We start from the raw sequence: 23,502 nt of genomic DNA, 5'->3' as shown, positions 1-23,502 counted from the left end.
ACACAACCCTCTTCATGCCTTCTTTGCCCGGATTTTTTCTTTGTTTCCCTCATCTTCTGTTCTTTTTGCTTCATCCTCCCCTCTTTTTCTTTCCTCTCCTGGGCATACTTTCCCATTCTGAGGAGCTTTCGCCTTCTCACCTCGTAATTAGCTCTTCAACTGGCTCGTTGCGCAATTCGTGGGTACAGCGTCGCATGCTGTGAGAAAAGTATACAGAGGGATAAGTACCAGTTATCCAAGCAACTTTTCCGATGCAGAGTGGGAATATTTGCAACGCTGTGTATAAAAACACGTAGAGAAAGAAAGAACACTCGAATATGGTAAAAAGGAGGAATGATGCTTGTGCGTCAGAGAAATCTTTTACAAACCGTCGCTATCTGGACTGGCCTCGCTGTGTTTGGAATATTCTTAGGTTTAATGAGTGTCTATCCATTGGGGCTCCCCGCCATTACCGCAGTGGTGGGAGGATGGATGGTCTTCTGTGTAATCATGAATAATGTTGCACGAAGGGTAGGGTGGCGCACTGTGCTTATGAGAACAGGGTTTTTCCTGGTAGGCGTGCCACTGGCTCTACTGCTTTCCCTCAATCATACTCTGCCAGATCTTATCAATCCCTTGATCCATTTGGGAGGAAATCCTAGTGTAGCGATCTTTTTCTGGGCTCTTTGTCTCTGGTTTGCTTTGTGTGGACTGCTCACCGGAAGCGCACGTGGAATGTATATGGCTCTCCACCTGTTCAACTGGCTCTTCTGGCTGGGCATCGTAAGTGTGTTCGGATTGGGAAGTGGCCCATTCTTGCTCATCCCTCTGGGTGTCATGCTTCTCTTGCTAGGCTTTTCCAGGCCAATCATCCGAAAACTGGCATTGCTGCCCCTGTTCCAAAAAAGCTGGCGATCTGATACAGCCCCAAAGTCAGATGACCCGCGGGACTACGAGCATGGTTATCAGCCAGTCTACCAGGAAGGGAGAAACATCTACACAATGGAGCCAGATGAGATGGACGTGCCTACAGTCTACGCTCCACGGGCAGATATGCAACAATACCAATGAAGTTCCTGTAGAGGCTTGTTGAGGGTTGTGTTGCAAAGATGACGCCAATGTGATACGTTTGGGCTTATTTTCTGAAGAGAGGCCCTGTCATGGAAAATACCAAACTGTTCAAATGGCGTCATTTTGAAGCGGCGATCATTTTGCTCTGTGTTCGTTGGTATCTTCGGTATGCTTTAAGCTACCGAGACCTGAAAGAGATGATGCGGGAGCGGGGCCTTATCCATCGACCATACCACTATTTTTCGCTCTCGTCCAGCAACTATGCTCCAGAATTGGAAAAACGCTGTCGGCCTCACCTGAAAGCCTGGAATGATTCGTGGAAAGTCGATGAGACATACATCAAGGTCAAGAACGTCTGGATGTACCTCTATCGCGCAATGGATTCTGAAGGAAACACGATCGAGTTTCTCTTGAGTCCAACGCGGGATGCCGAGGCGGCCAAACGCTTCTTTCTCAAAGCGCTGCATGCCACTACGGATTCAACGCCTCAAGCTCAACAGGTAGCCTCGCCCACGGCTCCAACGGTTCCCACTCCCACAAGACGAACTCCTCGTGTGATCAATGTCGACAAAAACGTGGCCTATCCCAAGGCCATTGCCAACTTGAAAGCCGCTGAAGTATTGCCTCAGCACGTGGAATTGCGACAGGTGAAATACCTCAACAATCTCATTGAACAAGATCATCGGTTTCTCAAACGTCTGACGAAGCCAGGGATGGGCTTTTTTACCTTTGAGACCGCATGGCGAACCGTACAAGGGTTCGAGGTGATGAACATGATCAGGAAGGGGCAACTGCAAGGCGTGGCAAAAGGAGATGTGAAAGAGCAAGTTACATTGATCGCCAAGCTCTTTGGAGTAGCAGGATAAACTCAACAATCAGAACCCCTTTCTACTTATTTTGTCTTCCTTCAATTTCTTGCAACACAACCTCTCTACGGGCAACAGGTGCCCTTGGAAGACTATTTCGCCCTCATGATGCAGGAAGCCCTGGCCGAGGAGCGTCGCCTCTCGGCCAGCCAGCGCCATTTTCGGCAACTGGCGCTCTGGTGAAGCGGAGCTTGGACGACGAACACAACGGAGACGTTCTCTGACCTGTTCAGCTCTGCGGCTGAACGGTTGGAGCCGTATGGCCAGCGACGTCCTCTGCACATCACTTCCCACCACGTCCACACTCTCTCAACCTCAACCATCCACACTCTTTTTTCCGCTTTCCATGAGCAGGGACATATCATGTTCAGGTCTGTTGCTTCTCTTCCCTGATGTGGTTTCAATGAGGCTACTTGGTTGGGGAGACGATGACGCAAAGTCATACAATCAGCGTGAAGAGTGGACAGTTCAACCATTGAATGTTCGAGAACCCGCTCCATCTCCCGCTTCATTCAGCACTGTTTTGTAAATTGACAGGCACAGGATGATACCTCGCGTCACATAATGCGCAGATTTGGGTGCGCCGTCGAATTGGGGAAAAAACTTCATGAAGAACTTGGCAAAAATGACCTTCAAGAGCAAGATTACAACCGGCAAAAAGAGGATCAATCTTGCCCTCATTGGAAGATAGAATAGAGCAAGCAATGAGGTACGCAACCAATAACGTTCAGAAAAGAGAGGCAACACCTATGACCCAGAATCCAGAAGAGAGCCCAATCCACGGCTCAGTACAACATCTCATCCCTGAGACTCTGCATAAAAATCCTGCTTTCACACAGGTAATCACCGTCACAGGACCGGCAAAAACGATCTACATTGGTGGGCAAGATGCTGTTGACACCCAGGGCAATATCGTAGGGAAAGGAGACCTCGTCGCTCAGACGCACCAGGTCCTGAGAAACTTGCGCACTGCCCTCGCTGCTGCTGGCGCCAGGCCAGAACACATTATTAAATGGAATGTTTACCTGGTTCAGGGGCAATCATTGCAAGCAGGTTTTGCGGCCTTTCAACAGTTCTGGGGACACCAACCAAATCCACCCACTATCACCGGAATCTTTGTCTCAGGGCTGGCACACCCGGATTTTCTTGTGGAGATGGACGCTATCGCCGTCATTCCGCTCTAGCTCCGGGCGATGAGCAGTGGGAAGACGGTTCAATCCAGAGAAAGAGAGCTTTTCCCAGGGACAGATGTACGAGTGATCACTGGTAATAAGCGCCAATAGTGAGCCAAAATCAGCGCGAAATGTAGGAAATCAGCGCCAATCATGAGCAGCACAGCCATTGACTGCCTGAAAACCCGCTCTACAAGAGAACGTTTGCACACCGTTTTTGTAAATTCGAGCTTTTCTTGCATTAGTCCACACGAGAAAATGAGCTGAAGGTTCGACAAAGGCTCTGGATGTAAATTTGGGAATCCGTGTGGGCGAAATTTTGATAAATCTGTGAGTGGATCTCCTCTCAAAAAGAGAGCAGATTCCTCATCGAATTATCCTGATTCCGCATACGGAATTCCCAAATTTATACCTCACCGCTTGATAGTTTGCGTCAGGCTACGTCTATGCTACTAGAGATGAGATCGTTTCAATCACTGCCACACATTGAAGAGGTATTTTATAATGGAGTTCATTGGTTTTTTATCGAGTTCACTAATCATCATCGTCTATCTCGCGGGCGCTGCCCTAATCATCTACATCCTGATTCTGCTTGTGCAAGTGTTGCGCCTGAGCATTCGGGCGCTACAGAAATATCTCCAGTAGTACTCGCTCTGAAGCAGGGACAGGGTTTTCTGCCAGAATACTCTGTTCCTGCTTGTAAATTCATCTGAAACTCCTGGAGAAAATGAAAACACTGCCATATTTCGCCCGGTTTCATACTGGGTGGCGCGGCTACGCTGCATGGTATCTTGGGAATTCCCAAATTTACAGATCTGGAGTTGCCATATTGTTTGCTCTTTCTACCTCTTCTCAACGCAAAAAAGCGAATATGAGGCGAATCATTTTGCCGTGAATTTACAAATATTGAGCGCCATGAACCGCTCATATAATAATTTGGGAGCAGTGGGAGAGAAGCCATAGGATTTGTCAAGCCCCTTGTGGGCCATGCCGAAAAAACGTGTAGTCATATGTAAAATAACTCCCTCCTTGCGCTTGAGGACAAGCCTGAAGCACCCGAGAACGGTCTACCTGGGGGTGGGGCCAGCGGGCTAACCCCAACAAGTCACACAGTTAGGGTTAGCCCGCTGGCCCCACCGCGACTTTGGTGGGATCAAATTCCTCCTCCTCATGCATAAGTAAATGGGCAGCCACGGCCAGCATTTTGCGCATGACGGCCATCAGAGCTGACCCCTTTTTGAGACCGCGTGCCACCTGGCGCTGATAGTAGGTTCCAAACACCGAACCTTCCAGAGAAATGCTGCGCAGAGCGGCCATGTAGAGCATGCGTCGCAGCAAGCCGCTGCCGCGTTTGGAAAGTTTGGCTTGGCCCTTCCACAGACCACTTTCCTTGATCTCGATGTCCATTCCTCCGTAGGCGATCACCTCGTCTGTCCGTGCAAACCGTTGCGCGTCTCCCAGTTCAGCGCGGAGTACTGCCACCGTCTTGGAGCCCGCATCCAGGAACTTGTTGTAATCCTTTCACTCCTGGGTCATTCGTCAGGAGTTCTTCAATCTCGGCCTCCAAACGTGCCAGATTCGCTTGGGTGTGCTCCAGTTGATCGCAGAGAATCCGCAAGCTGAGCGATCGCCCGGCGAGTGCTCGCCCACTACTCACACTCGCTTTGGCCAAAGCTACCCGCTTCTGGGCGGTTGGACGGCCATAGTGTGCAGGCTTCAGCGTGCGCAGCAGTTGGAAGAGGGGCTCAACACCTACCTCGGCCACAGCCTGAGCGCTGGGAAACGCTTTGAGCACAGTGAGCGCCGTCTGTCCGCAGGGATCAGTAAAGATCTGGGTGAACTCAGGGAAAAGTACCACGACCAGAGCCCGGATCTCGTTTTGATAGGCTGCCGCCTCATCGCTCAAGCGCATATGCAAGCGAACCAGTTCCCGATACGTGACCACTAGCTCGCTGGGCACATAGCCGACTCGCGCTTCCCCACTCGAACCGCGACTTTGGCGATCGTCATCGCGTCCAGCCGATCGGTCTTCGCGCGTAATCCCTGCCGCTCGTGGAATTGATGGGTTTGGCGAGGATGCAAGAGACGCAGGACATAGCCACGTCGCTCCAATTCGTGGTAGAGATTCTCATGGTAGCGGGAGGTGGCTTCCATGCCGATCACGATCTGGTTGGGAGGTGTATCCAACTGGCTCAACTTCTCTTCCCAGACCTTCCAGCCTTCTCTGGCATTGGCAAAGGCGATTGACTTGACCACGATGCTTTTGTCAGGCCGGCAAATGCAGCCTACGCAGGATTGGCTTCCCACGTCAACACCACAGACGTACTTGATGCTCGCTTCCTCTTCAGCAGGGGAAGCCGATGGAGTCGTATTCATCGCGCACCTGCTTTGCTTCTTCTTCCTATCCCTGGATGTGCCGTTCGGTGCTGCCTAGCACCATTCTCAGCGAGAAACCCGACCAACCGGGGCGAGCGTCAGCGCGTGTCCGGATAGGCAATCGAGCCTGGTGGTTCCTGGGTACGGACCACTGGCGGTTGCAACAAGCCTCATAGACCCTTTCTGCCCTGGCGGACGGGGAGCCGTCTCTCGAAGGCGGGTCACTGTTCAGGTATCTGAACAGGCCACAAGCCTAAACGTCGGCTCTCCCGCTGCTCTCACCAGTATACCCTCCAGAGGGATCACTCCTCAGGGGCTACACTCAAACTATTATATGAGCCCAGGTGCTTGCTCGTGGCCTGTTCAACAACAGTGACCTCCTTTCCAAGACAGCTCCCCGTCCACCAGGGTACCAAGGGTCTATGAGGCTTGTTGCAACAGCTCGCGGCTGCTCGAAAAGCAGCCCCACGGGCCAGATTGCCGATCCGATGTGAGCTGACGCTCACCCTGGATGGTCGGGCTTCTCGCTAGTTTATCGCGGTGCCAGGCTGCACCAGATGGAAGAGCCACGGATGGAGAGAGTCAGCAAAAGCAGGTGTGCGATGAATACGACTCCATCGGCTTCCTCCTCAGAGGAGGAAGCGACGACCAAGTACGTCTGTGGGATTGACATTGGAAGCCAATCCTGTTCCGGCTGCGTCACACGGCCAGACAAAAATGTGGTGGTCAAGCCGATCACCTTTGCTAACACCCAGGAGGGATGGAAGGTGTTCGAGGAGAAACTCACCCAGTTGGATGCCGCCCCCAACCAGATCGTTATTGGGATGGAGGCGACCTCGCGCTACCATGAGAACCTGTACTACGAACTGGAGCAGAGAGGCTACCAGATGCGCCTGTTGCATCCTGGACAAACCCACCATTATCACCAGCAACAGGGCTTGCGAGCCAAGACCGACCGACTGGATGCGATGACCATTGCTCGTGTCTTGCTCAGCGGGGAAGCGCGTGTTGGCTCTATTCCCGGTGAGCAGGTCGCCACATACCGCGAATTGGTGCGTTTGCACACGTGCGACCCGTTTCCTCGAAACTATGCTCTCGCATAGAGGATGAGGAGAAAGGCCACAAACCTTTACAACTTGATATTCGATGTTGGGTGAGACCGATACCTGTCAATTCCCAACCCTTTGTGAACGAGGAAAAGCCTCTTCCCCAGGGTAGCGACTGACCATCAATCCCTGAAGCGGGAAGAGCGCAGGAAGAACCTGAACTCACCAGAGGAGACCTGCATGCAAGTAGCTATGGAGAACGCGAGCGAAGGTACGGTAATCCACCGTTAGCGCACACAAGCCTACGTGAGCTATTGGCTTGACCAAAATGGTACCGGATAGGGGCCTGGCAATGTATGCATGACCAGGGTTCACCCCTGAGAAACCCGGTGGAGAGTGCCCTTCCTAACGCTACAGAAAACGAATATCAGGAACGGGATAACCATCATTGTGGTTCTTCACGGAAGGTCGATACGTGGAGCAGGTGTCAACCGCAAGCTCAATGATGGGAGGATTGTCTGAGAAGCTAATGCCTGGGTGAAGAAGTAAACCCAGGATACGCCGACGCAGACACGATAGTCTGGATGATAGAGACTTAAGTAGGAGTACACACGCTATGAACACTTTCATGTATAGATGGGAGCACTTGCCCTGGGAAACCATCGAACGGCAAGTGTACAAGCTCCAAAAGCGTATCTATCAAGCCTCGCTTCGTGGCGAGACGAAGGCGGTTCACTCACTCCAAAGACTCTTACTCAAATCCTGGTCAGCGAAATGTCTCGCAGTACGGAGAGTTACCCAGGACAACCGAGGGAAGAACACCGCCGGGATCGATGGGATCAAACGCCTCAGACCGAGCGAGCGGATGGCCCTTGTCCTGCGATTGGACCTAGACCTCAAAGCCCAGCCTGTGCGACGTGTCTGGATACCGAAACCAGGCACCACCGAAAAGCGCGGGTTGGGCATTCCTGTCCTGCAAGACCGCAGCCTTCAAGCTCTTATCAAGCTTGCTTTAGAGCCAGAATGGGAGGCCAAATTCGAGCCGAACAGTTATGGCTTTCGACCAGGACGTTCAGGCCATGATGCGATTGAAGAAATATACAGCGTCATCAGCAAGAAGCCGCGGTACGTGCTCGATGCGGATATCGCGAAATGTTTCGACCGAATTGATCAGCAAGCGCTGCTTACCAAACTCGCCACCATCCCGGCAATAGAGCGTGTCATCAAGGCATGGCTTAAAGCAGGGATTATGGATGGGGAAACCCTATTCCCGTCCGAAGAAGGAACTCCCCAAGGAGGAGTCGCTTCGCCATTACTCGCCAATATTGCGCTGCATGGCTTAGAAACAGCCATACGCTCGCACTTTCCCAAGTCAAAAAGACTGAACGGGAAAGTCATCGACAACTGGAAGCCCTTTGTCGTACGTTACGCTGATGACTTTGTGGTGCTGCATCAAGAATTGGCGGTTATTGAGCAGGTGAAGCAGATCGTGAATGAATGGTTAGCAAACATGGGCCTGGAACTGAAACCGAGCAAAACGCGCATTACTCACACACTGGAAAGGTATGAAGGGAATGTAGGCTTCGACTTCCTGGGCTTTCACATCCAACAATATCGTGTCGGGAAGACACACACGGGAAAGATGGGAAGCCCAAACTCGTTTCCACTCGGCTTCAAAACACATATCACGCCAAGCAAAGAAGCAATATCCCGACATCTCAAGGCAATGGGACAAGCGATTAAACAACGCAAAGCCCAGGACCAGAGAAGTGTGATTGGACAACTCAATCCAATGATTCGAGGCTGGTGCAATTACTATGCCAGATGCATGGCCAGTGAGACGTTTTCTAAAGCTGATCATCTGACCTGGATAAAGCTCATGAGTTGGGCGAAACGTCGCCATACTAACAAATCCGTGGATTGGGTTACCAACAAATATTGGCATACTCATGAGCGGATTGGAAAGAAAGACGTTAAATGGGATTTTGCCACACTCGATGGGACACGATTGTTGAAACACCAACAATTCCATATCCATCGGCATGTCAAAATCCGCGAAGACAAAAATCCTTTCGATGGCGATTGGGTCTATTGGGGGGCACGCATGGGCAAACACCCTGACCTGACCGACAGAGAAGCACAACTTCTCAAAAGGCAACAAGGGAAATGCCCGTGGTGCAAACTGCACTTTAAAGATGGAGACCTGTTGGAACTCGACCACATCATTCCCCGCTCACTCGGAGGGAAAGATGCCTATGTCAACTGGCAAGTCCTCCATCGACATTGCCACGATCGAAAAACGGCAGAGGATGGCTCCTCAACTGTTAGAGGTACTCATGACAAGAGCCAAGCTATTGAGGAGCCGGATGACGCGAAAGTGTCACGTCCGACTTTGAAGACGAGCAAGGGAGGTAACAAACTTGCTTAGTTTAACCCAGTCTCTCGCGAAGAGGCAGCCCGCTATCAGAACCAGATCCAGGCTCTGGTGGTCGTGCTTTTTCCCGAGTTCAGCCAGATCTTTGCTGATCCCTGTGGGCAAGGTGCCCTGGCCGTGCTCAAAACGTATCCGCATGCTCAGGCGGTTGCAGAGGCTGGGGTGGAGGCGGTGTACCAGGTGCTGCGAGTCGTTCCTGCGGCCCATTTCGGTCGCCCCACCGCCAAGAAATTGGTGGCGGTGGCCCAGGCGTCCATCGGCAGCGGACGTGTCGTGAGCGGACGGACGAGCAGTTTGCGTATCCTCTGCGATCAACTTGAGCATACCCAGGCCAATCTTACGCGGCTGGAAGAGGAGTTGGAGCAGCTGATCACGACGGACCCAGGAACCAAGGGCTTACGGCAGATGCCAGAGTTGGGACCGAAAACAGTGGCAGTGTTGCGGGCTGAACTGGGGGAGGTGAATCGCTTTACTCGCACGGACCAGGCGGTAGCCTACGCTGGCATGGATATCGAAATCAAAGAGAGCGGCAAATGGAAGGGCAAAGCCAAGCTCTCCAAGCGAGGCAGTGGTTTATTGCGCCAGATCCTCTACCTGGCCGCCATACGCAGCATTCACCTGGAAGGCTCTGCCTTTGGAGCCTATTATCATCATCTGGTGGAGCGAGGACTCAAGAAAATGTCTGCGGTGATGGCTGTCATGCGCAAAATGGTGGCGGTGACAACTCACCTGATGAAAACCGGAGAGGACTACGATCCCAGCAAAGTCTGGGTGGGCGCTAGCAGCTAGCGCCCACCCAGATCCGGGGTCACGCTCAGGCTAGCCGCTTTGCACAAGGCGGCTTCAGGGGGGCATGGTGTGCCACCGCGCTCAGCTTGACCTTCGGGTGACTTGCCGGAGGGTTGACAAATTCTATAGCTTCTTGGAAAAGCGTTTCCCCTCGCGAACTGGCCAGGCTTTGCAATAGATCTCCAATCCATCGCTCCGCTCATGCACGAGATGGCTACTCAAGTAGGCCCGATCGATATGGATTTCCTTTAAATAGACTCCCTGCTGCTCCAGGTCTGCACTGATTTCTCTGGTCACGCTGGCTTCGGGGACATTGGCAGGAGTAATTCCGACCACGCGGATAAGACCAGTGTCCAAATCGTGGAGCACGTGCCGCTTGTATCCATCCACACGCACGCTGCGACTTTTGCGACCATGACGCATTTCGGCATCTTCAATGCTGATGCGTCGATCTTTGGCCACGCCTTTGATCAGATGGGCTTTCCCATGCTCATCGACCTGCACATTTTGCTCTTTCACCTGGCAAGCGATTTCCAGAGGCGGTTTGGCCAGTTCCGCCTCATCCTGTTGTAACGTCTGCACCCATGTTTCTACTGTCTGCAAGACCTGCAAGACCAGGCTCAGCGCTTCTTCTCGCTGCCCTGGTCGATCCCAATCCCGATCGAGTGTCGCCTTCAGACTGGCCCCACAGACCACCTCTGCTCCGGCCTCTTGCCCCACTTCGACTAAATCTCTTCCCTGCTGCTCGGCCACCACGCGCATCATCTTTTTCAGCGCGTGCCCAATGAGATTGTACGTATCTTCGACTCGACCCGCTCCCCACAGCGGACTGCTATCCAGTGCCGCACGTAAAGCTCGCGATACAACCTCCTGATTTTGGCTGGCCAACTCAATCGTCCGTTCAATGAGCCGTCGATCCATTTGCGCGTCGATGAGGCGCTTGCGAAAAGCAACGAATGTGCCCTTGCTAAAGGGTGCCTGATCAGTGTCTAAACAGTCCAGCACTAACTGCCAGCGCCGATCCATGAGTGTCGCTTCGATCACCTCGTCATCGGACACCCCTGTGTACGCTTGCAGAATGATCGCCAGGGCGACTTGTGCGGGGGCGATGGGTGGATGCCCACGCTTGCTGGACCGGTAGAGATTCGCCAGTTCCTGTTGGAATGTTCTATCGAACAATTCGTGCCGATGGTGGCGGAGGAACACAAATAACCTGGCTCTTCGTATCCGTTGGACAATGTGTTCTTCTCGCTCGGAAAGTGCTACTGGAGGCTGCCAATCGAAAGGTTGCATGCATCTTCTCCTTGCTTTCATGAGAGGCGGAGGCGTGAATGTCGAGTGCGTTCAGGCCGCTTTCTGTATGAATGGAACGAAACATAACGCTAAGGAAACTGAGAAGGAATTTCCTTTATGTTCTCCTTTCCGGCGGCTGTCGGGGGAGAAGCGCCTTTCGGGATCGCGCGGTCCTGCGTTCCACTGGCAAAGATCCAGAAGCGCATGAGGAGGTACGAGAGCACCGCATTCGCGGCCACTGCCAGCAGTTTTGAGGTATTGCCCCACACGGCCACATTGGCCATGAAGGGAGACAGAGCCATCCCTGCGAGCCACAGGAGAGCATTGTTCGAAAGAATTTCGAGAGCCACGCTGATGAGAAAGCGCCCTACCTCCTGGCGTGTTGGCTGCTGCTTGCGCCGAAACGTCCAGTATTTGTTCAAGAAAAAACTACTCACCGCGCCGCTGGCATACGCCACGGAGTTATAGGCCACCAGAAGTTGGACATTGTGCGAAGGATCGCGCCAGAGCAGGGCATTGAGGACCGACACATCGATGATTGTGTTGATTCCGCCCACCAGGCAGTAGCGAAGAAACTGGAAGCCTGTGCTACCCGCACTCTTCGCCCGCTTTGCTTCGGACTGGGGTGGTACTTGCTGGGAAAACGAATGGTTCCTCCTCTGATCGATTTCATCCATATGGCTTATCTCGTCAGCAGTCTCATGAAGCCGCCTCCCGAGTAATGGCGCAGGCGCAACACTGCCAGAGCAACTTTTGGGAGGGCGAGCCTGGAATCGACGACCAGGTAGCGGCTCTCCCAGCAGGGAGCAAATTTCTGTTTGAAGCGCAAGAGCGTCTGGCGCTGCTCGAATAGGGCCATGCGGCGGGCGGCAAGATCGACGAGGTACCGCCAGGGTTGGGCCATTTCCTGCCTGGTATCAGCCAGTGCGACCAGGGCCAGGCTGGCCCTGTGTGCTCCCCGTGCCCGGAAGCGTTCGAGAGCCTGTCCCAGTAACAGATCCATCGCGCCAGAAGGGGCATCCACCGTGCGGCGCATCAGATCGAGCGCCCAGCCCCAGCGTTGACCGGTGCCTTCCGAGCCCTCTGCCACGCCGTAGATGGGAGTAAAGGTGACAAAAGCGCACGCCTGACCAGAGCGGGTCAGGGCGACGCCGGTCACGAGTGGCAGCGCAGGTAACGCACCATGCGATGGGACAAGCAGGCCGGTAAGCCGGTCAGCTCGTCGAGCGTTCGTCTGTATCTCAGAGCATTTCCCCGTGCTAAAGCCCGTCTCCTCTGCCTGTTGGCCTCCTTTGCTTTCGAGCCAGGCGTCGGAAATGGAGACAAGCTGCTGCATCACTGCGGCTGGTAAAACGCCCTCGTACCACTGGATCTGCACTCCTTCCCGCTGCGCGTGCCGACACCGGGTGCGGACTTTGGCCAGAGCTGGGCCTTGCAAACTGAAGGTCTGGGGAAAGAGCATCGCCTCTTCCCCCATCTTGAACGCATGCAGATGGAGGGCCCGATAGATCGCCAGAAAGTCGGGACCTGTCTGATAGAACGCTACGGTCCAGCGATGCACGCGGCAAAAGGCGAGAAAGCTGCGCGTGACTGCTTTGACTGCCTCCGGCGCGCACAAGGGGTCTCCGAGGGCCACCGCCACGCGATTGACCACGCGATAGGTGATCAAGCCCTGATTCCCTGGTGCCAGGAACTGCTCATTTTCTGGTGCCATACCAAAGAAGGCCAGCGAGTGGCTGCCATAGAGCTGGAGGAGGTCCGCTTCTGGATGACGAAATGGGACGCGCTGGTCCATTGGCTCGGTGTCAGCTCCTAGTGGTCGTCTGTTCATCATCGGTGCAAGTCCCTTCAGCAAAACAGGTCGGGAGCCGTGTCCTGGTGCGGATGTCGGCACGCAGAACACGGGCGCTCGTGGATCAGCGACGCAGTGTAGCGCAATCGTACAGGATGGTGGTGCCCAGTTGAGCACTCACGGCAGCAGGAGGGCTGGGCAGGGGGGATTGCCACAAGCTCGGCGACACGATCGCGCAGTGCTGCGCCACCCAGGACGTCACGGAGCTGGGTCCGCCTTCATGTGGGCCCCCTCCCCCGCTTGTCAGCAGGAAGAAGCGCACCGTCCCACTGGCGACCAGGGATGCCGCTTCGCTGGCCGTCAGCGGATAGCTTGAAAAACCGCTCAGTGGCATCACCGGCCTGTTTGTAGCGAGAATGAGGGCATCAGCATTCACATCGGTGGCGACCAGCACATGTGCGTGGCCCTGATGCTCCTCCAGGTAGCGGACCAGCGCCGGATCAGCGGTGGCCTGCCCGCCAGGGCTCACGACGAGACCGCCATTCTGGAATGCCTGCTCACCGGTGGTCGTCCCACCAGCGCCCTGGACAGCGAGGCCGGCACCATTACCCCCCCGCGCCGGACCGGCCAGGGGGAGATCCGATTCGGTCCCCTGGAGGATGGGGAGAGCTGCCCACACTATGGGGGCAAACACCAGGGCGATCAGCCCGACGACCAGAGCAGGCAGGAGCAAGCGGACCGCTTTCGCTTTACCCGTCCGAAGCGAAGCGATGCGGGCGCTGATGAGCATGCCTGCGGCCAGCAGACACGGAATGGTGAGCAAGGGGATCAGAAACTTCCCCCACGTGGGATAACTGGCGAGCAGCACGATTTGCTCAGCCGCGGTGAGCAGCAGGGCAGCCGGCAAGAGCCAGCCGCGCCAGCCTCCACCGCGATAGTCCCGCCACATCACGACCAGGCCGATCCCGCAGAGAGCAGCGATGGCCGGGGCCATCACCGTCAGGTAGTACTCGTGAATGAAGCCTGCGACGCTGAAGAAGATGCCCATGGTGAGCAGCCACATCCCCCAGAGCAGCAGCGAGTGCACGTGGCGATCTTCTCGCGGGCGAGGACGTCCCTGCCAGGCGAGCGCGACCAGCCCCAGAATCGCCAGCGGCAACTGCCAGCCGGTCTGTCCTGCCAGTGGCTGCTGCGCGAAGAGACGCAGTGGACCAGGAGCCCTCGGCCCCCCCGTAGCTCCTGGGCCCCCCGCAGATTTAGCCGGAGGTGTAGAGCTTCCGTTAGATGGTTGTGCCGACCCTCCGTTTCCTTGAATAAGCTTCCCCCTCCCTAGCCCTAGCAGACGCCCGATGCCATTGTAGCCCAGGGCCAGACTGAGCTCCGAATCGTCCTGAGTATTGCCCACATAGGGCCGCTGCGACGCCGGGGTCAGGTCCACCGCCAGCACCCAGGAGCACGAGACGACCAGGAGCACGAGCAGGGCAAGGGCCAGGTGGAGCACTCGTTTTCTGATGCTGGTGGGAGCGGCCAACAGGTAGAGCAAGCCGAAGGCAGGCACCACCAGGTAGGCTTCCAGCATCTTGATATTAAAACCGATGCCAACAATCACCGCAGTGAGCAGCAGCCAACGCAAACGTCCGGTCTCCGCTGCCCGCATCACTGCCCACGCCCCGAGGAGCAGGCACAGGGTCAGTGTGCTATCGATGGTAGCATTGCGATTGGTCACCACGCTGATCGGGCTGATGGCCAGAGCAAGCGCTGCAATCAAGCCAGCCACCACACCGAAGTGGCGCCGCACCAGATAATAGAGCAGGAACACGGACAGCACTCCAGCCAGTGCCTGGGGCAGCAGCACGCTGACCGTATTCAAGCCGAATATTTTGGCACTCAGCACCTGGAACCAGAAACCCACCGGGGGCTTATCCAGCGAAGTGAAGCCGCCGGGATCGTAGGCGGCAAAAAAGAAATTATGCCAGTTGTCCACCATACTGCGCACAGCAGGCGGATAATACGAACCGAAGCCATCCTGGCCCAGCCGGTAGAAGTCCATGAGGACAGCGAGGACGAGAATGCCGAAGAGCGCGAGGCGAGGCCCGTGCACGGAAAAGCGCTTCGGTTCTTGTTGTTCTCTCGGATGTTCAGGTTCCGCCTGAGGATGTGTTGTGGATGCCTCAGCCATAGTTTGGTTCTCCTTTCACGTTTGTTGCCTGGCGTTCCTCTCTGTGAGAAAAGGAGATCATCACACCGGGCAACAGCAAGGGATGGATACCTGCTCCCTGCAGACGAGCGGTCCATTCCACTTATTACTCTAGCAGCCTGTTCTGCTGTTTGTCATCGTGGAATCTCCTTTGATAGAAATGTCTGCAGAGGCGGGGATACATTACGGGAGTACATTACGGGAGTAATTTTGACGTGGGCAGAAGAGGGAAGCGATGGTATACTAATGCGGAAACGGAAAAGCATCGCTCATCAAGGAAGGAGGCTCCGTTGTTATGAAGAAGAAATCTCTTATCCAGTCGCCGCTGCGCTGGTTTCTCCTGCTCTGGATAGGCATGACGGTTGCCGCGTGGCTTGTTGGGAGAGATATACAGAATGCTGTTTCTGGCTCGGAGCAGGTTGCCGTGAAGCCCCCCCCGCCCCTCCCGCTCACCCTGCTCTCTCTCCTGCTGATGGCACTGTATAGCTTCTTGCTCTGGAGAGGACTTTCTGACCGGGTACAGCCCCGGTTCTTCTGGCTGTATTTCCTGGTGCAGGGGCTGCTGGTGTTCGCCATGTCTCTGGTGGCAGGACAGCCCAACCTCGCGCTGAATTTCTACCTGGCACTGACACTGTGTGCCTTAGCTATGTCCAAACGCGTTGGCCCTATGCTCCTGATTGCCACGGGCTCTCTCCTGCTCTTTGCGGTCGCGCTGAGCGTGGGCATCCCTTTAGGCGGTTCCTCTGGGAAGGATCTGGTGGCTGCGCACGCGCGCATCCCTTTAGACGTTTCCTTCGGGAATAACCTGGCGGCGGCGGCGCTCTGGTTCAATGTCTGGAGCCTCTCTGATGGGATGACGATCGTCTTTTTCGTGCTCGGTTACCTGGTTTTGTATTGGCAACAATCTCACTCACAAACGCAACTCGAACGGGCGCATCGCGAGTTACAGGCAGCTCATCGCGAGCTTGCTGCCTCGTCCAGGCAAATTGAAACGCTGACCCTGCTCGCCGAACGCCAGCGCATGGCGCGTGAGCTGCATGATACCCTGTTGCAGGGCATGGCCGGGATCATCATGCAATTGAAAGTCATGTCTGCTCAGATGGACCGGCAGCACTATCGCCAGGCGCAGCAAGCGCTTAGCCAGACGCTCTCCAGCGCGGGCACCGCCCTGGTGGAGGCGCGTCACGCCATTCGTGATCTGCGCGCGAAGACCCCTCGCATTGAGCAGTTCGTCGCCTCCGTTCAGGAAGAGATCGCGCATTTTTCCCAGCTGACTGGGATCGAGTGCCACACCGAGCTCGATGATCTGGGACACACCCCTCCGCAGCACTGCGAGCATGTCCTGCGCGTCATGGGAGAAGCGTTAAGCAACGTCGCACGTCATGCCAGGGCCCGGCACGTGAGCGTCGAAGCGAGGGTCATGGAAAAGTGGCTCTCGATCACGGTGCAGGATGATGGCCAGGGCTTTGATCCTGCAAGCTCGGAACTCCACACCGGTCATTATGGGTTGCTGGGCTTGCAAGAGCGCGCGCAGCTGGTCGGGGGAAGCTTGTCGCTCAGCAGTGCGAAGGGAGCAGGAACTACCCTCCGGTTCCGTGTCCCTCTCGCCCCATCAGACCATCCAGCTCTCCTGCGTGAGCGGGAGGGCTCCCCTGCTTTGGGCGGAGAGGAGCAGACGTATGACTGAGAAGATTCGGGTCGTCATCGCCGACGATCACCCGGTGGTCCGCACGGGCCTGCGTATGATGCTTGGGATGGAGGAAAGGATCGAACTGGTCGGGGAGGCCGTTGACGGAGTCGCTGCGATCCACCTGGTCAGCGAGCTGGTGCCCGATGTGGTGGTGATGGATGTGCGCATGCCCGCGATGGATGGATTGGAGGCGATCGAGCAGATTCGTGCGCAGTTTCCGCACATCGCCATCATCGTGCTGACCACCTACGATGAAGACGAACTGATGCTCCGTAGCCTACAAGCAGGCGCTCGTGGCTATTTGCTGAAAGAAAGCGATGTTGAGGTGGTCTTGCAAGCGATTGAGCGCGCTGCTCGTGGCGAGATGCTGGTGCAGCCAGAGACGATCAGACGTGTCCTGGACTATGCGGCGCGTCGGAGCGCATCAGCGCTCCTCCCAGCAGGTAGCATCCACGAGGTCCAACTGACGGAGCGCGAGCAGGAGGTGCTGAGCGCGCTCGCGGCGGGAGAACGCAACAAGGAGATCGGTGCGCGCCTGGGGATTACCCGCCGCACGGTCGAGTCCTATCTGAACAGTCTCTATGCCAAACTGAATGTGGACTCGCGCGCAGCGGCGGTCATGGTGGCGATCGAGCGCGGTCTGCTTCCTCGGCGAAGAGAAGAAACCTGACCGATGATGGGCTACGTTGGGTGAGGAAAGGAAGGTCTCTGCTTGTGCGGCTGCTTCGATTGTGCAGAAAATCGGAGCAGCCTTTTGCTTGAATCACTTTTCTTCTCAAGGAGAAGCGATGCAGTCAAGCAGAGTGAACTCGAAGCGTGTGGCTGGGTGAAAAGCAATGACTGCTTCTTCATAGGCTCAAAGCCCAGGCGCTTCATTTCTTGACCAGTTCTCTAGCAATGGCTGCAGGGTTGGATAACATTCCGGTTTGTCAAAGGTGAAGATCAGTTTTCCACCCAGATCCTGAATGCGTGGCGCAAACTCGAAGCCCAGGAGGCGCATGATTCCAAAAACCTGGTCCGTATACCCCCAGGTATCTGAATAGTGCTCGCGGATGGCCAGGTCGGTTTCGTGATACAGGAGTCCATCCACCATATGAGGCGCGTCACGAGCGGTGGCACTAATGACTTTGACGCGATAGGGGCCGTATTGATCGGACAGATGGGTGTAAAAACTCACCCCCGGCTCGGTTCCATAGCGCAGGTTCACGGTGGCACCAGGGGTGCGCCTGCCGCTTACTTTAAAGCGTTGCCCATCGGAGGAAGACGTGGTGCCATCGCCCCAATACGCCGCGAATGGATGCTGGTGCTGAAAGTTCACCACTTCCGCTAATGCCTTGGTGTAGGTCTCATCACGCATGCACCAGTCCTCAACCCAGCTGATCCGAGCAAACGTCATCCCCACGCACGCCTCGGCCATCTTCGCTGGTCCCAGGTTGAGCGCTTCGCCCAGGAGCGCCGCGAGCAGTGCGGTCTGGTCTTTGGCTGGCTCGCCGGTTTGCAAATGCGTAAAATGGCGCAAGAACGGTGCCCAGGCATCCACTTCCAGCAGGAGATCGGGCAGTTTAACCCGCGGGAGCAGATCGTACGCCTGCCGCGCCAGTCCTTCTACTTCATCGGGCACAGCTTTGGGCAGAGGTGTGATGACCAGTCTGTCCTTGGCCAGGCGGACATCGGGCAACGCGCCGGTGGTTACCAGCTGTTCCACCGTGTGCAACTGCGTCTTGAGTTCTTCTTGGCGTTCTGCGAGATAGGTGGGCCAATCACGCTCAATGGTGATCTCGGTGGTTCCTTCCTGTTGGTATCGCTGCCACTCGGCATCGGGAAGCAGATAGTCTTCCAGGGCTTTGTACTGCCGGCTGCGCGTGATCCAGATATCGCCCGAACGCAGTCCATTGCGCAGTTCAGAGAGGGCGCACAGTTCGTAGGCATGCCGATCGATCGTCTCATCCTTGAGCACATGCGGCTCCCACTTGCCACTGACAAACGCGGTTGGGACCTGCTTGGGAACCGTGCGCTGCCCCGTGGTGTTCAGCTCCTTCAAGACATCGAGGGCCTGCAAGAGCGGCTCGTTCGCTTTGGTACTCTGAAAGGTGAAGGTGGCCACCAGTTCTTTGGTGTATTTGCGAAATTGGTCATAACGGCCCACCAGTTGCTCAATGGTATCCACCTCGGTGGTCGTCATCAGTTGTTCCGCTTCGTCAACGGTACTCACGAACCGCTCCCAGGACAGGACCGACTCAATCGCGGCGTAGGCGTCCTCCGTCGTCTCCTTTGCCGAGATCAGCGCCTTGCCCACGCGGGCATAGAGCCGGACTTTCTCATGAAGCGCTTTTCGGCTCTGTTTGAGGTGGTTCTCGTGTTTGCGCTCGCCTTTTTTCGCGTGCAATCCCAAGAGCTTCTCGTGCATATCGAGGGCCTGGTCCACAAGCTCTTCTTCCGTGGCCAAGAGAAAGGCAACCAGGGTCGCGTCACGGCGCGTGGCGTCAAACTGATTGAGGCGCTGCGCGGTCATGCGCTCGCCCTCGCGCCGCAGTTGTTGCAAACGATTGTGATGGATGCGGGTGAGTACCCCCGGATCGAGATCGAGATCCCGAATCCAACAAAAGCGTTCCACGATCTTGCGAAAGCTGGCAGGAGAGGCATGTCCCGGAGGTTGGCGCAACCAGGTCAGCAGGGTTTGTCGGGCCGGTGTCATCACCGTCACCAGGGCCTGGAGTTGGGTCCGCTGGACGTCGGTGAGATCTTCGGTCAAGATGCGGTAGACTTGGTGTTGCGCTCGACGACGGACCTCCCAGGCGAGCCGTTCCAGGGTCGTGATGCCCGGACTGAGAATCTGGCGCGCACGCATTTCTGACAGGAGTGCTTCAATCAAGGCGATGCCGTTATCGGTGGTGAGAGCAAGCGGCAGCAACCAGGTGGAGAGTTCCCGATACGCGCTCGCCGAAAATGAGCGGAACCCATAGACCAGTTGCAATTCCGCCAGATGCTCGAAGCGCGTGGCTTCCCGGCCTTGCGCATACTGCATGAGGCTGAGCGGATTGACGCGCAGTTGATCGGCCAGATAGGCGAGCAAGCGCGAAGGGAGGTCTTCGCTGGGAGACCAGGTCCGCCCAGGGAAACGGAGATAGGCGAGTTGCACCGTGAAGCCTAATTTATTCTGCGTGCGCCGCCGCTGCTTGATCAGGGCCAGATCCTCATCGGAGAGCGTGTAATAGCGGGCCAGCAATTGATCACTCAGCTCGTCAGGGAGACGCAGCATATGGGTTCGTTGTGCGGGAGATAATAACTCACGGGTCGGCATGGCTCAGGTGCTCATCTCCTCTCTTTTTCTTCTCTTCCATCTGCTGCCTGTTGTCACCGAAACGGGTGAGCTGATTGTACCACATCTTCCACATGCTGATCCAGGGGTCATTCCGCAGGATTCACGAAAAAAACAGGCGAGAATCTGTATTTTCGCCTGTTTTATCTTGAAAAAGCCCATCTTTTTCGCTCAGAGGCCTCGGTGTGCTATACTGCTAACACCGGTAAAAAACAGGCGAAAAAACAGAAACAGGTGAAAAAACATGCTCAGACCCTCGTTCCCCGCTCCTTCTCCCGAAGCCGTTTTCACCCTCTGGCTGGAGGACCTCCAGGGGTATTGTCAACTTGGGAACGTAGCTGAACAATGTGCTAGAATAGCTTCATGAAAACAAATTCCACTGCTCCGAACTATAAAGGCTTTCGCTTCCCACCTGAAATTATTAGCCACGCAGTGTGGCTGTATTTCCGCTTCTCGCTCAGCTTTCGCGATGTCGAAGAGCTTCTGGCACAGCGCGGAATCGTGGTGACGTATGAAACCGTGCGTCAGTGGTGCCTCCGATTTGGACACCTGTATGCCAACGAGTTGCGCCGTCTCCGTCCGAAAACGGGAGACAAATGGTATATGGACGAGGTGTATCTGAAAATCAACGGCAAAACCCACTATTTGTGGAGAGCTGTTGATCAGTACGGCAACATCCTCGATATCCTGGTACAGAACCGACGCAACAAGAACGCGGCCAAAAGATTCTTCCGCAAGCTCCTCAAAAGGTTGCACTATGTCCCCCGAGTGATCATCACCGATAAATTGAAGAGCTATGGTGCAGCGAAACGCGATCTCCTGCCCGGCGTGGAGCATCGGCAGCACAAAGGATTGAACAATCGAGCGGAACATTCCCACCAACCCACGCGGCTACGAGAGAAGAAAATGCGGCGCTTCAAATCAGCCAAGCAAGCCCAACACTTTCTCTCAGCCTTCGGGCCCATCGCTGGGCATTTCCAGCCGCGCAGGCACCGCTTGAGCTCTAGAGAATATCGTGCTATTTTACAGGGCAGGTTCTTGGAGTGGAACGAGATAGCCGCAGGAAAACTCATCGCATAACAGCCAACCCTCCCCAGTATTTCACTGTCTTTAGTATCTCTCCTCTTCACTGTCTTTAGTATCTCTCCTCTTTATAACTCAGCAGTAATCCGCGTTCCTATAAATAAGTTGACAATACCAGCAGGCCTTCCACCTGGCCGGGTCTGATCTGCAATGGGTGGTAAGCGCGTATGCCCTGCTCTTTGGTGGTTTTCTGCTGCTCTGTGGCCGGGCTGCGGACATCTTTAACCGCAAGTCGATGTTTCAGTTTGGGCTGCTCCTGTTCTCTCTTGGCTCGTTGGCAGGGGGCTGGCTACTTCCCCTCTCATTGTCATGATAGCCAGAGCGATCCAGGGATTAGGAGCTGCGATTGTTTCGCCCGCCGCGCTGGCCCTGCTCACCACGACTTTTCCTGAAGAGCGGGAACGCAACTTGGCGCTAGGCATCTTCGGCTCGGTTGCCGGCATTGGCTTTAGCCTCGGCGGAATCCTGGGTGGAATGTTGACCAGCTTGCTCAACTGGCGCTGGGTCTTCTTTGTGAATGTGCCCGTTGGCCTGCTGGCCTTCCTGATTGCTATCTCGCTGCTCCCAAACTCCACAGGGAACAAGAGGCGTGAACCGCTTGACCTGGCTGGGGCAGTCCTGGGAACAGGCGCGATGGCCTCGCTTGTGCTGGCGCTCTCCCGATTGGCAACGCCTACCTCCGGGCTGGCCCAGACCTTGCTTGTTGGATTGCTGGCAGTGATCCTGGTTGTGCTCTTCATCGTCGTTGAGCAGCGGAGCCAGCATCCCCTTGTGCCATTGAGCGTGTTCCGCCTGCGCAATATCTCTGGCGCAAACCTGGCCGCGTTGCTGACCTCAAGTATTGCGAGCCTGCTTGCGTTTGTTCTGCCTCTGTATCTGCACAACGTGCTGGGCTTCACTCCTATTGCCATCGGACTGGCCTTTCTGCCTGCTGGTGCGGGTGGAATCATTGGCGGTCAACTTGCGGGCTGGGCAATCAAGCGCGCCGGGCTGCGCAAAGCCGCGCTGCTGGGTCCAATCCTGATTGCTCTGAGTTGCCTCCTGCTCACGCGCATCACTGCCTCTAGTGGGGCAACATGGGTCATTGTGGGCTACCTCATCTCTGGCATTGGGATTGTTTGCACAGTAGTTACCACAACCATTGCAGCGACATCACAGATGGAGGCAACATTTCAGGGTCTGGCTGCCGGACTAATTAACACCTCACAACAGCTTGGGGGGGCGCTCGGTGCCAGCCTGGCCAGTATGGTTGCTATCTCAGTGGCCCTCGCGGTTGGCGGCAATGAGAAAATTGCCACGACAACGGGCGATCAGGCAGCTCTCTACCTTACCCTGGGACTGGCATTGCTCACGGGTCTTCTCGCAGCTCTACTCATAAAAAACCCGGCAGCAATACCCGCCAGCCAGGATGAGCACAAGCAAGAACTCGACAAGATCGCAAGCTAGCACAATTCAGGCATACCCCGGAGCAGCGTCTGGCTAGCTCCCGGGGTTATACCTGAGCTGAGGAAAAGGCATCCCGCCCCAGAAGCCACAATGGCCAGGACGCGAGGTGGGCGGCAGATGTGGTACAGTTTCTCTAGAGGAGGAGACCATGCAGCATCAGGATCACGTGCAACTTATTCACCAGGGGATTAGCGCCCCTGGCGGAACCTGGGCCGACCTGGGATCGGGGGGAGGAGCTTTTACGCTGGCGCTCGCTAACCTGCTCGGCTCAGGCGCGCACATCTATTCTGTCGATCAGGATAAACGCGCCCTTCAGGAGCAAGCCAGGGCCATGCGGGCGCGTTTTCCCGCTGTGGCCGTTGAATACATCGTCGCTGATTTTACGCGCCTGCTCAATCTGCCGCCACTTGATGGGATACTGCTAGCCAACTCGCTGCATTTTGTACGCCACAAGGGGGCGGTGCTGGACCAGTTACGCTCCTATCTACGCCCTGGAGGGAGCCTGCTGCTCATCGAATATAACGCTGACCATGGCAATCCCTGGGTACCCTATCCGCTCTCCTATCCCACTTGGGAAAAGCTCGCCCAGCAGCACGGCTTCGGCTCAACGCGCCTGCTCGCCACGGTTCCCAGCCGCTTCTTGCGCGAGATGTACGCGGCGTTGAGTATTATGTTTTAATGTGATGCTCCAACGAGCCAAACGTCTGCCGGAGCCAGATCTGACGAAGGTGTTAAGGAGATACATACCAGATCTAATCATTGTCTTTGCAGAAGGGCTTTCCCTTGCATCTTTTCTACTCGTTTTGCTGGTTTGTTTATAAGATAAGCCCTTTGAGCAGGTTGATGTGCGCCTGGTTATGGCGCGTGCTGTGAGCTATCGAATGTCTCGTGCCAAATTGAGGGACTGCCTTTTCACTCCACATTTCTGGCAAATGGAGAGGACATTACC

18 protein-coding genes and 2 pseudogenes are annotated in these 23,502 nt (G+C 55.6%); 13 read left to right on the top strand and 7 right to left on the bottom strand.

What is annotated here, in order from left to right:
• The first annotated feature begins 342 nt into the window (after nucleotides 1-342).
• The 4 genes from KRAC_RS39610 to KRAC_RS72255 all read left to right on the top strand — a co-directional run bounded on the left by KRAC_RS39610 (nucleotide 343) and on the right by KRAC_RS72255 (nucleotide 3,733).
• Nucleotides 343-1,050 carry a hypothetical protein gene (locus KRAC_RS39610; RefSeq protein ID WP_157507593.1) on the top strand — a complete coding sequence of 236 codons (708 nt, stop codon included), beginning with the start codon at nucleotides 343-345 and terminating at the stop codon, nucleotides 1,048-1,050.
• A gap of 89 nt (nucleotides 1,051-1,139) precedes the next feature.
• Nucleotides 1,140-1,916 (top strand): IS6 family transposase, encoded by a 777-nt coding sequence (locus tag KRAC_RS39605; protein ID WP_007917108.1) that lies wholly within the window; start codon nucleotides 1,140-1,142, stop codon nucleotides 1,914-1,916.
• Between the two features lie 749 nt (nucleotides 1,917-2,665).
• Entirely contained in the window at nucleotides 2,666-3,100 is a 435-nt protein-coding gene (locus KRAC_RS39595) for a RidA family protein (protein ID WP_007917102.1), read from the top strand.
• Between the two features lie 492 nt (nucleotides 3,101-3,592).
• Nucleotides 3,593-3,733, top strand: a complete 141-nt coding sequence (locus tag KRAC_RS72255) for a hypothetical protein (protein WP_007917100.1) — start codon at nucleotides 3,593-3,595, stop codon at nucleotides 3,731-3,733.
• A gap of 236 nt (nucleotides 3,734-3,969) precedes the next feature.
• On the opposite strand, the gene KRAC_RS78640 is transcribed toward KRAC_RS72255, so the two are convergent.
• Both KRAC_RS78640 and KRAC_RS80745 read right to left on the bottom strand, forming a co-directional pair.
• The gene (locus tag KRAC_RS78640; protein WP_007917098.1) at nucleotides 3,970-4,098 is read right to left on the bottom strand and encodes a hypothetical protein; all 129 of its coding nucleotides are present in this window, start codon (nucleotides 4,096-4,098) and stop codon (nucleotides 3,970-3,972) included.
• A 109-nt stretch (nucleotides 4,099-4,207) separates the two neighbouring features.
• A pseudogene (locus KRAC_RS80745) lies at nucleotides 4,208-5,464 on the bottom strand (IS110 family RNA-guided transposase).
• Between KRAC_RS80745 and KRAC_RS72250 the strand changes: the two are divergent.
• The 4 genes from KRAC_RS72250 (at nucleotide 5,449) to KRAC_RS39565 (ending at nucleotide 9,733) form a co-directional block, all read left to right on the top strand.
• Nucleotides 5,449-5,640, top strand: a complete 192-nt coding sequence (locus KRAC_RS72250) for a hypothetical protein (protein ID WP_157506299.1) — start codon at nucleotides 5,449-5,451, stop codon at nucleotides 5,638-5,640. The pseudogene KRAC_RS80745 and the gene KRAC_RS72250 overlap by 16 nt on opposite strands.
• Nucleotides 5,641-6,066: 426 nt before the next feature.
• The gene (locus tag KRAC_RS39575; protein ID WP_040445729.1) at nucleotides 6,067-6,567 is read left to right on the top strand and encodes an IS110 family transposase; all 501 of its coding nucleotides are present in this window, start codon (nucleotides 6,067-6,069) and stop codon (nucleotides 6,565-6,567) included.
• Between the two features lie 559 nt (nucleotides 6,568-7,126).
• On the top strand, nucleotides 7,127-8,938 hold the full coding sequence (gene ltrA / locus KRAC_RS39570; RefSeq protein WP_007917087.1) for a group II intron reverse transcriptase/maturase: 1,812 nt from the start codon (nucleotides 7,127-7,129) through the stop codon (nucleotides 8,936-8,938).
• Nucleotides 8,939-8,995: 57 nt separating this feature from the next.
• On the top strand, nucleotides 8,996-9,733 hold the full coding sequence (locus KRAC_RS39565) for an IS110 family transposase (protein WP_040445728.1): 738 nt from the start codon (nucleotides 8,996-8,998) through the stop codon (nucleotides 9,731-9,733).
• A gap of 123 nt (nucleotides 9,734-9,856) precedes the next feature.
• Here the strand turns inward: KRAC_RS39565 and KRAC_RS39560 are convergent, their stop codons facing one another.
• The 4 genes from KRAC_RS39560 to KRAC_RS39545 all read right to left on the bottom strand — a co-directional run bounded on the left by KRAC_RS39560 (nucleotide 9,857) and on the right by KRAC_RS39545 (nucleotide 14,997).
• Nucleotides 9,857-11,026, bottom strand: coding sequence for an IS1182 family transposase (locus KRAC_RS39560; RefSeq protein WP_007917086.1), 1,170 nt, complete (start codon nucleotides 11,024-11,026; stop codon nucleotides 9,857-9,859).
• Nucleotides 11,027-11,115: 89 nt separating this feature from the next.
• The gene (locus KRAC_RS63410) at nucleotides 11,116-11,703 is read right to left on the bottom strand and encodes a GtrA family protein (protein ID WP_007917085.1); all 588 of its coding nucleotides are present in this window, start codon (nucleotides 11,701-11,703) and stop codon (nucleotides 11,116-11,118) included.
• Between the two features lie 5 nt (nucleotides 11,704-11,708).
• A complete protein-coding gene (locus KRAC_RS39550; RefSeq protein ID WP_157507591.1) occupies nucleotides 11,709-12,860 on the bottom strand; it encodes a bifunctional lysylphosphatidylglycerol flippase/synthetase MprF in 1,152 nt (383 codons plus the stop codon).
• Nucleotides 12,861-12,942: 82 nt separating this feature from the next.
• Nucleotides 12,943-14,997: a glycosyltransferase family 39 protein gene (locus KRAC_RS39545; protein WP_007917082.1), complete on the bottom strand. Its 2,055-nt coding sequence runs from the start codon at nucleotides 14,995-14,997 to the stop codon at nucleotides 12,943-12,945.
• 313 nt (nucleotides 14,998-15,310) lie between these two features.
• Between KRAC_RS39545 and KRAC_RS39540 the strand changes: the two genes are divergently transcribed.
• Nucleotides 15,311-16,702 (top strand): sensor histidine kinase, encoded by a 1,392-nt coding sequence (locus KRAC_RS39540; protein WP_007917077.1) that lies wholly within the window; start codon nucleotides 15,311-15,313, stop codon nucleotides 16,700-16,702.
• Nucleotides 16,695-17,375, top strand: coding sequence for a response regulator transcription factor (locus KRAC_RS39535; RefSeq protein ID WP_007917076.1), 681 nt, complete (start codon nucleotides 16,695-16,697; stop codon nucleotides 17,373-17,375). Before KRAC_RS39540 ends, KRAC_RS39535 begins: the two co-directional genes overlap by 8 nt.
• 186 nt (nucleotides 17,376-17,561) lie before the next feature.
• Here the strand turns inward: KRAC_RS39535 and KRAC_RS39530 are convergent, their stop codons facing one another.
• Entirely contained in the window at nucleotides 17,562-20,006 is a 2,445-nt protein-coding gene (locus KRAC_RS39530; RefSeq protein ID WP_007917075.1) for a Tn3 family transposase, read from the bottom strand.
• Between the two features lie 381 nt (nucleotides 20,007-20,387).
• On the opposite strand from KRAC_RS39530, the gene KRAC_RS39520 reads away from it, so the two are divergent.
• The 3 genes and pseudogenes from KRAC_RS39520 to KRAC_RS39510 all read left to right on the top strand — a co-directional run bounded on the left by KRAC_RS39520 (nucleotide 20,388) and on the right by KRAC_RS39510 (nucleotide 23,232).
• A complete protein-coding gene (locus KRAC_RS39520) occupies nucleotides 20,388-21,104 on the top strand; it encodes an IS6 family transposase (protein ID WP_007917073.1) in 717 nt (238 codons plus the stop codon).
• A gap of 157 nt (nucleotides 21,105-21,261) precedes the next feature.
• Nucleotides 21,262-22,553 (top strand): annotated as a pseudogene (locus KRAC_RS39515) (MFS transporter).
• Between the two features lie 148 nt (nucleotides 22,554-22,701).
• Nucleotides 22,702-23,232 carry a class I SAM-dependent methyltransferase gene (locus KRAC_RS39510; RefSeq protein ID WP_007917072.1) on the top strand — a complete coding sequence of 177 codons (531 nt, stop codon included), beginning with the start codon at nucleotides 22,702-22,704 and terminating at the stop codon, nucleotides 23,230-23,232.
• Nucleotides 23,233-23,502: the final 270 nt, after the last annotated feature.

Origin of the sequence: Ktedonobacter racemifer DSM 44963 (assembly GCF_000178855.1) — a bacterium.
Classification (GTDB): domain Bacteria; phylum Chloroflexota; class Ktedonobacteria; order Ktedonobacterales; family Ktedonobacteraceae; genus Ktedonobacter; species Ktedonobacter racemifer.
The sequence above is the reverse complement of the archived record's forward strand: the minus strand, read 5'-3'. Positions and strand labels throughout refer to the sequence as shown.

What these genes read in the sequence shown, in the direction of transcription:
- KRAC_RS39575 (WP_040445729.1), top strand. Translation starts at nt 6,067, where the DNA reads ATGAATACGACTCCATCGGCTTCCTCCTCAGAGGAGGAAGCGACGACC.
- KRAC_RS63410 (WP_007917085.1), bottom strand. Translation starts at nt 11,703, where the DNA reads ATGGATGAAATCGATCAGAGGAGGAACCATTCGTTTTCCCAGCAAGTA.
- ltrA (WP_007917087.1), top strand. Translation starts at nt 7,127, where the DNA reads ATGAACACTTTCATGTATAGATGGGAGCACTTGCCCTGGGAAACCATC.
- KRAC_RS72255 (WP_007917100.1), top strand. Translation starts at nt 3,593, where the DNA reads ATGGAGTTCATTGGTTTTTTATCGAGTTCACTAATCATCATCGTCTAT.
- KRAC_RS78640 (WP_007917098.1), bottom strand. Translation starts at nt 4,098, where the DNA reads ATGACTACACGTTTTTTCGGCATGGCCCACAAGGGGCTTGACAAATCC.
- KRAC_RS39595 (WP_007917102.1), top strand. Translation starts at nt 2,666, where the DNA reads ATGACCCAGAATCCAGAAGAGAGCCCAATCCACGGCTCAGTACAACAT.
- KRAC_RS39605 (WP_007917108.1), top strand. Translation starts at nt 1,140, where the DNA reads ATGGAAAATACCAAACTGTTCAAATGGCGTCATTTTGAAGCGGCGATC.
- KRAC_RS39510 (WP_007917072.1), top strand. Translation starts at nt 22,702, where the DNA reads ATGCAGCATCAGGATCACGTGCAACTTATTCACCAGGGGATTAGCGCC.
- KRAC_RS39545 (WP_007917082.1), bottom strand. Translation starts at nt 14,997, where the DNA reads ATGGCTGAGGCATCCACAACACATCCTCAGGCGGAACCTGAACATCCG.
- KRAC_RS39535 (WP_007917076.1), top strand. Translation starts at nt 16,695, where the DNA reads ATGACTGAGAAGATTCGGGTCGTCATCGCCGACGATCACCCGGTGGTC.
- KRAC_RS39540 (WP_007917077.1), top strand. Translation starts at nt 15,311, where the DNA reads ATGAAGAAGAAATCTCTTATCCAGTCGCCGCTGCGCTGGTTTCTCCTG.
- KRAC_RS39560 (WP_007917086.1), bottom strand. Translation starts at nt 11,026, where the DNA reads ATGCAACCTTTCGATTGGCAGCCTCCAGTAGCACTTTCCGAGCGAGAA.
- KRAC_RS39520 (WP_007917073.1), top strand. Translation starts at nt 20,388, where the DNA reads ATGAAAACAAATTCCACTGCTCCGAACTATAAAGGCTTTCGCTTCCCA.
- KRAC_RS39530 (WP_007917075.1), bottom strand. Translation starts at nt 20,006, where the DNA reads ATGCCGACCCGTGAGTTATTATCTCCCGCACAACGAACCCATATGCTG.
- KRAC_RS72250 (WP_157506299.1), top strand. Translation starts at nt 5,449, where the DNA reads ATGGAGTCGTATTCATCGCGCACCTGCTTTGCTTCTTCTTCCTATCCC.
- KRAC_RS39550 (WP_157507591.1), bottom strand. Translation starts at nt 12,860, where the DNA reads ATGATGAACAGACGACCACTAGGAGCTGACACCGAGCCAATGGACCAG.